The 12725-nt window shown below is 46.1% G+C and carries 12 protein-coding genes; 3 read left to right on the top strand and 9 right to left on the bottom strand.

Annotated elements, in window-relative coordinates; all coding sequences use genetic code 11:
- The first annotated feature begins 3 nt into the window (after positions 1 to 3).
- The 3 genes from H1A14_RS06260 to H1A14_RS06270 all read left to right on the top strand — a co-directional run bounded on the left by H1A14_RS06260 (position 4) and on the right by H1A14_RS06270 (position 3313).
- Positions 4 to 1233, top strand: a complete 1230-nt coding sequence (locus tag H1A14_RS06260) for an outer membrane beta-barrel protein (RefSeq protein WP_194775357.1) — start codon at positions 4 to 6, stop codon at positions 1231 to 1233.
- Between the two features lie 197 nt (positions 1234 to 1430).
- Positions 1431 to 2537 carry an alkene reductase gene (locus tag H1A14_RS06265; protein ID WP_194775358.1) on the top strand — a complete coding sequence of 369 codons (1107 nt, stop codon included), beginning with the start codon at positions 1431 to 1433 and terminating at the stop codon, positions 2535 to 2537.
- Between the two features lie 170 nt (positions 2538 to 2707).
- On the top strand, positions 2708 to 3313 hold the full coding sequence (locus H1A14_RS06270; protein ID WP_194775359.1) for a hypothetical protein: 606 nt from the start codon (positions 2708 to 2710) through the stop codon (positions 3311 to 3313).
- Here H1A14_RS06270 and H1A14_RS06275 read toward each other — a convergent pair.
- The 9 genes from H1A14_RS06275 to H1A14_RS06315 all read right to left on the bottom strand — a co-directional run bounded on the left by H1A14_RS06275 (position 3310) and on the right by H1A14_RS06315 (position 12713).
- Positions 3310 to 5436, bottom strand: a complete 2127-nt coding sequence (locus H1A14_RS06275) for an outer membrane protein assembly factor BamB family protein (protein ID WP_194775360.1) — start codon at positions 5434 to 5436, stop codon at positions 3310 to 3312. The genes H1A14_RS06270 and H1A14_RS06275 overlap by 4 nt on opposite strands.
- A 72-nt stretch (positions 5437 to 5508) precedes the next feature.
- A complete protein-coding gene (locus tag H1A14_RS06280) occupies positions 5509 to 6432 on the bottom strand; it encodes a nucleoside hydrolase (protein WP_194775361.1) in 924 nt (307 codons plus the stop codon).
- Positions 6433 to 6476: 44 nt separating this feature from the next.
- Entirely contained in the window at positions 6477 to 8135 is a 1659-nt protein-coding gene (locus H1A14_RS06285) for a DUF5060 domain-containing protein (protein WP_194775362.1), read from the bottom strand.
- On the bottom strand, positions 8125 to 8751 hold the full coding sequence (locus H1A14_RS06290; RefSeq protein WP_194775363.1) for a hypothetical protein: 627 nt from the start codon (positions 8749 to 8751) through the stop codon (positions 8125 to 8127). Before H1A14_RS06290 ends, H1A14_RS06285 begins: the two co-directional genes overlap by 11 nt.
- Positions 8748 to 10046, bottom strand: coding sequence for an MFS transporter (locus tag H1A14_RS06295; protein ID WP_194775364.1), 1299 nt, complete (start codon positions 10044 to 10046; stop codon positions 8748 to 8750). Before H1A14_RS06295 ends, H1A14_RS06290 begins: the two co-directional genes overlap by 4 nt.
- 36 nt (positions 10047 to 10082) lie before the next feature.
- Positions 10083 to 10535: a GlcG/HbpS family heme-binding protein gene (locus H1A14_RS06300; RefSeq protein ID WP_194775365.1), complete on the bottom strand. Its 453-nt coding sequence runs from the start codon at positions 10533 to 10535 to the stop codon at positions 10083 to 10085.
- Positions 10532 to 11491: a sugar phosphate isomerase/epimerase family protein gene (locus H1A14_RS06305; RefSeq protein ID WP_194775366.1), complete on the bottom strand. Its 960-nt coding sequence runs from the start codon at positions 11489 to 11491 to the stop codon at positions 10532 to 10534. Before H1A14_RS06305 ends, H1A14_RS06300 begins: the two co-directional genes overlap by 4 nt.
- Positions 11492 to 11517: 26 nt before the next feature.
- Positions 11518 to 12060: a D-lyxose/D-mannose family sugar isomerase gene (locus tag H1A14_RS06310; protein WP_194775367.1), complete on the bottom strand. Its 543-nt coding sequence runs from the start codon at positions 12058 to 12060 to the stop codon at positions 11518 to 11520.
- Positions 12057 to 12713, bottom strand: coding sequence for a GntR family transcriptional regulator (locus tag H1A14_RS06315; RefSeq protein ID WP_194775368.1), 657 nt, complete (start codon positions 12711 to 12713; stop codon positions 12057 to 12059). The genes H1A14_RS06310 and H1A14_RS06315 overlap by 4 nt, the downstream gene beginning before the upstream one ends.
- Positions 12714 to 12725: the final 12 nt, after the last annotated feature.

The following is a 12725-nucleotide window of genomic DNA, read 5'->3' on the forward strand; positions in this document are numbered from 1 at the left end:
CCTATGAAGAATCTTTTTTTTATGCCGCTGTTTTTTGTCCTTTTTCAGGCATCATTTGCCCAATCCGACTTTAGAAGCAGTTATCTTTTAACCTTGGAGCAGGATACGGTTTATGGTTTTATAGATTACAGGGAAAGCAAAAAGAACATGTTGCATTGTCGGTTCAAGGCTTCTGCGGATGCTGATGTGGTCACTTTCACCCCAACCGAAATCAATGGTTTTGGCTTTTTTGGAGATAGAGTTTTTGAATCCAAAACCATTGTCTCGCAGGATGGTGAAGAGAAAACCTATTTCTTTGAGGTTTTGGTAAGCGGTGAGCTTTCCTTGTACAAAGCGGATCAGGATTTTTTTGTGGAGAGCCCTCAGGCTAGTTTAACAAGACTGACTGCCCCTAGGACAATGGTTCAGCAGGGTGGTAAGCAATATGTTCAAGACAACAATCAACACATCAGGGTGATGAATGCCCTCACGGCAGATTGTCCATCCATGAAAACCAAAGTTGCCTCAATGGGAAGTGGGGAAAAAAGCTTCACTCAAATCGTGGAAAATTACAATGAATGCAAGGGTGTGGAATATGTGACTTATAAAGGTGACAAAGAATGGCTTTCGGTTAAAATTGCCCCCATGATAGGGGTAGGCGTTTCCCAGGCAAACTTTGTAGCAGGCGATCCGGATTATAGGGATTTTAATGGATTTTCAGACTACTCCGTTTCCCCTATTTTGGGGATGACCATTGACTTTTCTAATCCCAGGATGAGTGAAAGAATCTCCCTGACCCTTAATCCCATGATTCAGAACCATCGCTATTCCGTAAGCACAATCTCTGAAGCCCCTTTTCTCAGAAATACCTACAACATGGAAGTGAGTATCATGGAACTCAAATTACCAGTGGGGTTTACTTACAAGTTTACAGGGAAAACCTTGAGTCCTTTTTTTCGAACGGGCTTGTCCTATACGCATCACCTTAGGCGATCATCCAGTAGTGTCAGAGAGAGACTGATTGTCGAAACCTTGACCATCTTTGAAGGGGAAGGTCAGTCTTTGACCAGGTCCCAATTTGGCCTGTGGGCCGCATTGGGTATTCAAAAATCATGGAATAAAAACAAGGCTTTGTTTTTTGAAGCAAGGGCAGAACAGACAGGAGGGATGAATAACAATGTGGGAGGAAAACCCGCCTCCAATCATCCTCCAAGTGTAGTCAATTTCCAGTTTTTGACAGGGATATATTTCTAGTAAAACTTAAGTTTTTTTCCTTTACCAGTGTATAGAAGGCAACTGGTTCCATCAATCAAAGAGAGATTTTTTGCATATCTAATTGTTATTCAGGGGTTTTATTTCTTATGGCTGATGAATTTACTTTTTTCCTGAACGATTCCAAGATCAGGTTAGTTGTATATACATATAATTTTGAAAACTAACCAACTTACATTATGAGCACCAAACCACTTTTAGAGATGTTAACTTTGGGAGATCTGGAATTGAAAAACAGGGTCATCATGGCTCCCATGACCCGCAGCAGGGCGGATAATCCGGACAATAAACCCACTGAACTTCATGTCAAATATTACAAACAAAGGGCATCAGCCGGATTGATCATTACCGAAGGCTCACAGGTTTCCAAGAAGGCAGTTGGGTATATCAATACGCCGGGCATTTATTCACCGGCACAGGTGGAAGGCTGGAAAAAAGTAACATCAGCTGTCCATGAAAAAGGTGGAAAGATATTCATTCAAATCTGGCATGTGGGAAGAATTTCACACCCGGATTTTCATAACGGTGAATTGCCACATGCTCCTTCTGCGATCAACCCCAACTCCAAGTCATTTACACCAAAAGGTTTCAAAGAAACGGTGACCCCAGCGGAAATGACCATTGAAGAAATTCAAAACACCATCAATGATTTTAAAATGGGCGGTAAAAATGCCATGGAGGCTGGTTTTGATGGCGTGGAGATCCATTCCTCCAACGGATACCTGCTCCATCAATTTTTCAGCCGAACCTCTAATGTGCGGACAGATGGCTATGGAGGCAGCATTGAAAACCGGGCCAAAATCCTATTTGAAATCATCGAGGCACTCAAAGAAGTCATGCCAGAAAACAGGATTGGGCTCAGATTGAATCCGTCTCTGCATGGGATTTTTGGGATGACCATGGACGAAGAAAGTATTCCCACTTTTGACTATATCATTGAAAAGCTGAGTCATTATGATCTGGCCTACCTCCATCTTTCAGAACCTTTTACAGATGTGTCGGAACTTCCTCACGCAGTAAGTGAGATCGCCAAAAGATACAGGCCCATGTACAAAGGCACCTTGATTATCAATGGGGACTTTGATCAGGAAAAAGGTAACCGGTACATTTTGGAAGGCTTGGCTGACGCAGTGGCTTATGGCAAGCCTTACGTTTCCAATCCGGACTTGGTGGAAAGATTTGCCAATGATGCCCCTATCGCAGATTGGGATCAGGATACCTTCTATACCCCAGGCGAAAAAGGATACACTGATTATCCCAAATTAAAAGCTGAAAAAACAGTTTAAATAAAAAAAGGCCAATCAAATTGGCCTTTTTTATGCCCTATCATGTAATTTTAGAAAAGAAAATCTTCAAAGAAAACTTTCTTTGTTGGCTTTAGTTAATCATTTGATAACCTTAAAATTCAGTAGAACTTTTATACTTTTGACGATAATTTGAATCAAGTTTGAGCAACATGAAGCTTACATTTTTGTTGGGATTTTTCTTTTTGATTTGTCAGGGTGTGAAGGCACAGTTTTCAGAAAACAACGCGATTTACCTTAGCCAATCCGCTTTTGTGGGCAATTACTTTGGAGCGACCATGAGTCTCAATTACATCCATAAAGAAAATCTGGTGGTGGAACTGGGAGCAATGATTATGGCCAAAAGACCCGGGGATCGCCCGGAAGATTACAATGGGGGCATGCTCAGTATTTTTACTTTTGGATTGGCGGCTCCCAGAAATTACATCAGTTCCTATCAGCTGCTAATCGGAAAATCCATAGTCCTGACCCCGGAAGGGAATCAGCGCCTGCACCTCAAAATCGGGCCTACCTGGAACCAAATCAGCACACCTACCAACTGGCAGCGGGTGTCAGGGTCAGGTCTTGTTGCCGGAAATTATTCCTATGAATTGGTGGATAGTCAAGGTCTCGGATTCATGGTCAGACCCACTTTGGAATTTCCGATTACAAGGGGATTTGGGATCGGGTTTGGGACATTTTTTCACTTTCACCGACAATCCATCAACTGTGGGGCAGAGATGCGTTTGATGCTTGGTTTGCTTCGCAGAAAATACTAATCTGGCAGGGCAAAAGCCACATAAGCATCTCCGGATTTGGTTCCTTTACCTCCTCCGCATGCGATGACCACATATTGTTTCCCGCCTTTCATGTACACGGCAGGGGTGGCATGACCCGCAGCGGGGATGCTTGCTTCCCACAACAAATCCCCATTGTCCTTGTCAAAGGCCCTAATTTTTTCATCCTTGGTAGCGGCTATGAAGACCAATCCGCCTGCGGTGGTGACGGGTCCTCCATAATTTTCCGTCCCGGTTGGGGGGATGCCTTTTTCGGTCAGTTCTTCAAATTCTCCCAGTATAGATTGCCATTTTACTTTCCCGGTATTCATGTCTATGGCTGTCAGGGTTCCCCATGGCGGATTGATGCCCGGATACCCGTCTTCTGTCAGCAGGCGGGAATATCCTTTCATAAAGTAGCGGGAATACAGCCGTTCCTGTCCCCCTTCCATTTCTTTTTTATCCCCCACGGTAACCTGCTCTTTACCCAAGAGGTAATTGACCATCAGTTCCCTTTGACTTTCTTCAATGTGGGCAAATGCAGGCATGGCACCTTTTCCTCTTTTGATCAGGTTACCCAGACTTTGGGCATCATATTTATCTCCAAGGTTTTCCAGCGATGGGAATGCTGGAGGGTTGCCTTTTTTGTTCATGCCATGGCAATTGGCACAATAATTCACGTAGACACTCTGCCCTAAATTATCAAAATCCGGATTCTGGCCCATTTGAATCAGCCACGGCATCTCGTTGGCATTGACATAGAGGGTCTGCGTGTGGGGATCAAAAGAAGAGCCTCCCCATTCAGCCCCACCATCCATTCCGGGAAAAAGCACAATCCCATATTCTTCGCTGGGTGGCAACCACATGTGTCCATATTTTGCATTTTCCAGTTTGCCCCGGATATCCGATTCCCACTCTGGAGTGAGGTTAAGGATTTCTCTCTCCGTATAGGCCATCCTCATAAAGGGTTCGGGAAGCGTGGGATGGGGTTGGGTGGGCCAGCTTTGTTCTCCTGGCAAGGTGGAGGCAGGTACTTCCCTCTCCTCAATGGGCCAAACGGGCTCTCCGGTCACCCGGTCCAGTACATACACATAACCCTGCTTGGAGGTCTGTGCCACCGCATCGATCCATTTTCCGTTTTTTTTGATCCTGACCAGGTTGGGATTGGCAGGAAAATCACGGTCCCAAATGTCATGGTGTACCCCTTGGAAGTGCCAGATCCTTTCCCCTGTTGCAGCATCCAAAGCCAATAGGGTATTGGCAAAGAGGTTTTGCCCATGCCGGTATCCTCCCCAGAAATCATAAGTGGAGGATCCTGTAGGAACATACACAATGCCCCGCTCCTCGTCCAAACTCATGCCTGCCCAGTTGTTTGCACCGCCTATAAATTTAACGTAGGTGGTATCCCAAGTGTCATACCCAAACTGTCCGGGTTGGGGAATGGTGTGAAAAATCCATTCCCGCTTGCCTGTTTTGACATCATAGGCCCTGATGTGGCCTGGGGCAGCATCAAGGCCTTCGGAAAGGCGCATGCCCAAAATAAGTTTATTGCCGTAAATGATGCCTGGGGTATTGGAAACAATTAGAAATTTCTCCAAATCTGTATCCAGATCTTTTTGAAGGTCTACTTTTCCCCCATCTCCAAAATCCATGATAGGCCGACCGGAAGTGGCATCAAGCGCCATTAGCCAGTTTCCCGCCGTAAAAAGAATCCGTTTATCTGCTCCATCCTCCCAGTAAGTGACACCTCGGTTGGTTCCCGCCCATGAATTTTGACCACCGAGAAGCTGAAAGGGATTGAAGCGCCAGAGCAATTTCCCTGTGGCAGCATCCAGGGCAAAGACATTGATTTGGGGACTTGTGGCAAACAAGACCCCATCCACCACGATCGGCTGGCATTGGATCTGAGAACGTTCTGTAGCATCACCCGTTTCAAAGGTCCAGGCTACCTGAAGGTCTTTGACATTGTATTTGTTGATCTGCGTGTGGGAGACATAGCGGGCAGCATCTTTGGTGCCCCCAAAGGTTTGCCATTCACTGTAATCTAGGGAAGCGGTTTCGGGTTGGGTGTTGCAGGAGGCCACTAGGATGGCCGTGGTCAATAGCAATAAAATTCTACTCGACATTAATTTTGGAATGATGGGTGAAAGAACAGGAAAATGGAATCGGGATCCATCGTTACAACTCTGAATATAAGATTATTCTTTCAAAACACGCCAAAAATCCGCTACAAAAGCTTCTTTGTCAATTTTGGAATAAATTTTCACCGTAAAGGATTTGTTTTCCGGTGGAGAATTGACCTGCAAAGTTTCTGAATGTTGTGGCAACAAATAGGCCTGCACCAAAGCCAGGTCCCACATCACCCGGGTTCGGTCCTGTGGATTTTGCTCCCTCCAACGGTTTTGAAGGATTTTTTGGATGGGGATGCTATCATCCAGCCTTCCATAGGTATCATCACGGTCATATTGCAGGGGAAGGGCAGTTTCAAGTGGCATAATGGTAAATTCCAGGCCATCCAGATCCAATAAATGATCAAAGGCATTGAGGTCATTTCGGATGTTGAATTCATTTTTACTCCAAGCCCGGGTTTCCTGATTGTATCGAGCCCCCAAGGCAAAAATTCGGATTTTCGGGAGAATTTCAGGGGCCAGAATGAGGGCAGATGCGACGTTTGTCAGGGCTCCCAAAGTCAGGATATCCAGCTTTTCCCCTTCCGGGAGGGATTTGGCCAATGCAATAATGGCTTGGGCAGCTGGAGAATCCCTTGGTTCCTGTCCACCCCAGGCCCGGCCGATTTGTCGGTCTGCTCCTTTGGGATGGGGGAGTCGCAACAAGCCCATGGCCTCAAGGATTTCTTCATTTAGCCTTTGGCTGTCTTCCATGGTTTGCAGGCCTTTGGTTTCATAAGCATTCCACTTTTCAAAAACCAACAGATCTGGATTGTTGAAATGTGCGGAACTCAGTCCTACTACCTCAACATTCGGATCTTTGAGTAACCTGACAATAGCATAAAGGTCATCCATTTCATTCCCGGTATCTGAGTCCAACCATACTTTTTGTTTTTGCGCAAAGGAGGGGACGATCAGGATCAGAAGAACGAAAAGGACGAGATATTTTTTCATAAGGTCAGCTGCTTTGATTCATTGGTAATATAGGCAAATCAAAGCTATAAACTTTTTATGATAAGTACACCGGTCTTATTCTTCCATGGATTGACTACCTCAGCCCAACTGCTCCAAGCCCTTTCTCCTTCTTCTTGGTATTCTCCGGTAAAAGGATTGAACCAGGTGATGTTGAGCTTGCCGCTTTCAGGTTTGGGAATGACTATATTGACCCGGTCACTTTCCGAAGGAATCATCATCAGGTAGAGGTCTTTGCCATTGTGCAAAGCAAATCCATTGGTGGCCAGGTTATCCTGTCCTCCTTTGTCATTGGTGGTCAGCTTGGGAAAACTCGGTCTGAGGGAATTGAAGTCGTACCTTTCAAATAACCCCGCCAGGTGTTTGTAATAATCAAACCTCGGAGCATCAAATTCATGTTTCTCATCAAATGGATCGTGGATGACAATGTTCCATGACGTATTCTGCCAGTAATAAGACCCATATACCCCTGCAAACACGCACTCATAAGTCCTTTCCAGACAGGTTTCCGCATGGGTATAATTGCCCTCAAAAGAACGGTAAGGTCCTTCTTCATAACCACCATGTTCGATGTTCACCACAGGCTTATCGGAATGGATTTCCCTCCCTTGCAGCATCAGGGAATAGAGATTGGAACGCCAGCTCTGAATGGAAATAAAGTCTACCCTTTGGGATTCCCTGGAGTTGTATTCATAGTCATGAACGGTTACCAAACGCTTGAAGGCATCTCTTTGTCTGATGCGGCTGATCCGTTCATTGATATAGGGGATGTCACATCTGCCATAATCCAACGCCTCTTTGGATACATCCCAGATCATATTGCTGAAAGCCTGATAGCGGTCAATGATGTAGTCGAAATACTGATTGTCCGCTTTGGAGTACATGTCTGGCCAATTTACTTTTTTATTCCATACATAGATCATCAGGTGGGCATCCAAACCCTTTGCCTGCATGCTGGCAAAAACCCGGTCCAGGTGTTGAAATAGCTTGAGATTGAGCCGTGAAAAATCGGGGTTGTCATTGTCTCCCAAAAATGGGGTATAATCCGGCCTGCCATAGAAATACTCCTCGGGCACATCTTTGGCAATCCCCCATCCTACATCGTAGGCATAAAGGTTCATCACCACATGGTTGAAGCCGTTTTCTTGTACATGTTTCAGGATTTGTTCGGTTTTGGGCATGGCATCCGGGTTGTCATAATCCAGGGCAAAAAGCCAATCCAGCTCAAAGGCCAGCATAAAATGCGGACTGCCATCCTCATAGATAAAGGCCTGGGGATTTTCCGGGTCAAGGATTACAGCCCCCTGCTGATTCTCCCTTGTATTCGTACTTATCATGATTTTACCTTTCTGCCCGCTTAGTTCGGGTTTTGAAGCGTATGTCTCAAAGGTCCAAGTGCCGGGGGTCATGGAAGAAAAGCGCGCAATCCATTTGTTTTCGCCGTCATAAAAGCCGGGTACTTTTAAGGATTGACCATCAGGTCCGCTATAAATCGCGCCAAATTCCACCTCAAAAGGATTGGCATTGCCAATGGGTTTTCCTTTGAAACTGATATCCACGACCTGCCATTGTTCTGCTTTTACTTCAAGATTTCTCTTGTACTCCTGTTTTTGGATTTGGGAAAGGGCCGGTAAAGCACAGCATACCAATAGCAGCCCTATCCCAATTGTTAGATTAATCTTCATGTTGTGAATCTTTTAAATTTATGGCCAATACATGGGGATTGTCCTGGTTGGTATCGTAATGGTCGGCAATCATTTGTGAATGAAAGAAATGGATCTGATCCATTTTAAAGCCGGGCGATCTTCCTCCGATGTAAAAATCATTGCGGCCTTTTTTTAGGTACACCTTGGGAGGATCCATAAAATCCAGGTGTCCCATCTCAAATCGGGTATCCCAGCCCCATTCCTTATAGCTCAAATGGGAAAAGGTTTTCAGCCAATCCCCATCATTGGTTTTGGTGAAAATGTCATTGTTTTCGGTGTAATCATGGGGGTGATCATGCCGGTTGTAAATCCTGAAATGATAATCCCCTTCATTTTCCACCAGTAAAGCAAAATGGAGGACACCAAAATCAGGGTCAAAATTCATCTCTCCGGTCCATTCCAGATAGCCTTTGCCTGAGTAGCCCGGATTGTCCGTTTTCAATTCCCATCCGGAAACAGGAGGATGGGATTCTGCTTCTATCCTGATGATGCCCTCCTTTTCCGCAAAGGTGTGCTGCTCAGTTTTCGGCTGACAAGCGACCAGAAATAACATCAGAAAGGAAAGCGAAACCATTGTGAAAGGCAAGTGCTTCATATATTCTGGGTTTTAAGGTGAAAATCAATCGGTTTTTCCGGCTTCATCCGTAGCCAGATAAAGATGGCGGCCACATTGAGCAGGGCGCCTATGATAAAGAATGGAGTGACAGATCCAGTCCAATCCTTGAGATAGGGAAAAGCCAGCGCGGTGACAAAAGAGCCTAAATTTCCTGCCATATTCATGGTTCCCGATACAGCTCCCGAATGTAATTTTCCGATGTCCACACAAAATGTCCAAGACGGGCTCAAGGTCATGTCCGCACCAAAAACCGCCATGGAAAGGAAAATGATGGCCACGTTGATATCCTGGGCAAACAGGCTCAAAATCAGGCCTGAGGCAGCCAACCCAAATCCGATGATCGCTGGCAATAACCTTGACCAACGGAAATGACCTTTCCTGTAAATGTAATCCACCAACCAGCCGGAGAACATATTCCCAAATGCTCCGGCCACCAAAGGTAGTGAGGCAAAAAAACCTGCGGCCACATTGTCCAGCATGAATTGCTCTTTGAGATGGGGAAAAAGCCAGGTCAGGCAGAAGAAAAAAGTAAAGTTGCTGGCAAAATACTGCCCCATCGCCAGCCACATGTTTCTGGATCCTACTATGGACTGAATGGCAACCCCGGATGTGGCTTTTCCTTCATGGCCTTCACTTTTTCGGGAATGGATTATTTCTTCTTTTTCATAAGCGGAGACCCTGGGATGGTCTTCGGGATTGTCCCGAAAGAGCCAGTACCAGGCGATGGCCCAGGCTATTCCGATCAGACCCAGCAAAAAAAAGGTAGCTCTCCAGCCCATCAGCTCAATCACTATGGCGATCAAGGGCAGAGAGAAGGCTGCCCCAAATCTTCCACCGGAGAAATTGATGCCGTTGACAATGCCCCTTTCCCGAATAGGAATCCAGTGGTAAATGGCCTTGGCCATACCGGGATAGGCACCCGCCTCCCCGACACCGAAGAGAAAACGGACTACCATAAGCGACACAAACTGGGTGACAGCCCCGGTCAATGCGGTAAAGATCGACCAAAGGCTTACTACCATGGTCAGGATTTTTCTGGGACCAAACCTATCCGCCAACATGCCGAAGGGGGTCTGAAAAAGGGCATAACCTAAGGCAAAAATGGACAATACCCACCCAAATTGCTTATCCGAAAGACCCAAAGCCTCCGTCATGGGTTCTTTGGCCACAGAAATCCCAATCCTATCCACCAATACCAACATGGAAAGCAGGAAAGTCCCACCTACCATGAAGTATCGGCTAGGTATCACAGGTTTGGTATTGATTTCTGACATGTATTTTGGGTTAATGGATTCTTTTAATGCCTATGTTCATTCAAAAGTCTTGTAGAAATCCTCCAAAACCTCCTTTACAATTTCTTCATCAGTTTCTGCCTTTAGGGTGCCTCCAACGGCGATTGCCCCGATGATTTTCCCATTTCTTAGGATGGGATGTCCTCCTTGAAGTGGGGAGTAAGCGATATTTTTGGAAGGTTGCAACATGGGAAAACGCCCGGATAGGATGGTGTTTTCTAGGTCTATAGTGGGCCTCTGAAAACTCAAAGCCGTTATGGCTTTATCAATGGCAATTTGTATGGCGGCAACCATGCTGTGGTCCCACCTTTCTGCCAGCAGCAGGTTGCCTCCATCATCCACGATGGCCAATGCCCCGGGTACTTTTCTTTTTTGGGCTATGGCAAAGGCAGACTGTGCCAAATGCCTGGCGCCAGCCAAAGAGAGCTTTTCACTATTTAAGGTGTAGGGTGAATGGGTTATTTGGCTCATATCCGGTAGATTTCCTCTCTTACCAGTTGAAGCAGCTCCATGGCCTTCTCTTCCCGCATCAGCTTCAGGTATTTATCTTTGTCGAGAGACTGCACGAGCTGATAGATTCCCCGTGACATTTTCGAATGGTTGTCAAAAAACGGCATCATTTCGAAGACCCTCGGCGAGGCGTCTGTGGTATAATATTTGTCATAGCCGTACAATTGGGCATAGAACAAAAACTCGGCGTAGTGAAGAAAATTTCTGGTGGCTCCCACTAAATCCCAATCAAACCGGCAATCGTTGTCGTTGGTATGGAGGTAAAAATCCACTTCGCTTTCCCCACACATGGCGATGGACTGGGCGGGGTTTTCCTGGGCATAGAGGGCATGGCCAAAATCAATGGTCACTCCGGTGCCAGGCATGTTGACCTCCTTCAGGAGCAAGATGGACTTGACACAAGTATCCAGTTGACAATGCACCCTGGTTTCAGAATACTTGTATTCTATAAAGAGGGGGATTTCAGGCAAATAATCCGCTGCTTCTGCTACGGAGTCTATCATGTTTCTCCAGGAAGTGCGGTAATCAATCTGAAAGAGGTTATCATACCCATCGGTCAGTGGACAACAGGTCACTAGCGGGGCACCCACTGCCTTGGCAAAATCCTTTGCCCCTTTGATGATGTCAATGGCCCCTTTTCTCAACGCGGGGTCGTTTCTGGAAATGGACCCACCTACCCATTGGGGTTCCTTTTTGATGTTGGCATTTATGGCTGCAAACTTAAGCCCCAATTCCTCCATCCAGGCTTTGGTTTCGGCTGCATCCCCTGTTTCATAAGGGTAGACCACTTCCACGCCATCGCAGCCATCAATCTGAGTGACCAATTCCAGCCTTTCTCTCAGGGTGGTAGGTTCATGGTAGGCAGAAAATCTGTCCTGTGTTTTACTTAAAAATGAGGTGATGATGCTTTGCTTCATGCTTATGCTAGGTTTGATGTTTTTCTTCAGTCTTCGATGATCGTCGCCCGCACCACATTGGGATCGGTAAACCGGTCAAAACCATCTCTCACACAGGTGGAGAAAGAATACAATACTGCTCCTTCAGGCCCTGCCTGAAACCAATGTTTGGTACCGGGGGGGAGATGAAGCTGATCGCCGGGTTTCAGGATGCGCTCATGTCTCATGGTGTAATAGTCCTCCTTGCCTTCAGGGATAAAGCCCTCCTTCATATTGGGGGTTCCGGGAATGTAAAAACGAAGGTTACCCGCTATGGCCCTGATGATTTCTTCCTTTCCGGCATCATCGTCTACCGGAGGATGCCAGTGTTCAGGTTCGGTTTGGTTGGGTAACAGGACCAACACTTTGGCTGAAATTCTTTTGGTACTGAAATGGGTCAGAATCTGAACTCCCTCTTTCTCAATGTCATTGAGCCCAAAATCCGCCACATCAATGGCATCCGCTTCCTGATCCGTGATCAGGATTTGGGCCTCCCTGATCATCTTTGCGGATATTTTTTTTATTCTTTCAAAATCCTCCCTTTTGATCATGACGTTGCAAGGAGGTTTTGTTTATTGTTGATTTTGTCTTCTACAATTTGTTTGGATTTGGCCAAGTGTAACTTCATGGCTGATTCGGCTTGAACCGGGTCCCTACTGAGGATTGCATGGACAATATCGAGGTGTTCCTGAAGGGTTTCCTCTGGGGGACGGATTAATCCGATCCTTTCTATGTAGGTGATCAGGTTGCCTTGTTGGAAGAGTTTTTCAAGAAATTTGTTGCCGCATTTGGCGATGATGAAATGGTGGAAATTGCTGTCATCCTTTTTATAGGTTGCCAGAGAAAAGGTCTTCTTGTCCAGGTAAGGTTCAAAAAATCCCTTCAGCTTTTCCAGGTCTTTGCCGCCGATATTTTTGGCCAACAATCCTGCTGCCGTGGCTTCCAGCGCGATTCTGCAATCAAAAATTTCCAGAATTTCGGAATCGTCCATCAACTTTACCTGGTATCCTGCTTTGGATTTGGGCTCGATGAGGTTTTCCGCCTCCAGCATTTGAAGGGCTACACGCAAGGGGGTACGGCTGATGCCCATTCGGGCTGCCAGTTTTTCCTGGACTATTTTTTCACCCGGGGCCAATTGACCGCTTACAATCATTTTTTTCAGTTCCCTATAAGCCTGTAGACCCAATTCATCGTTTTTTATCATATTCGTGCCGGT

The organism is Pararhodonellum marinum (assembly GCF_015354735.1).
GTDB lineage: Bacteria > Bacteroidota > Bacteroidia > Cytophagales > Cyclobacteriaceae > Pararhodonellum > Pararhodonellum marinum.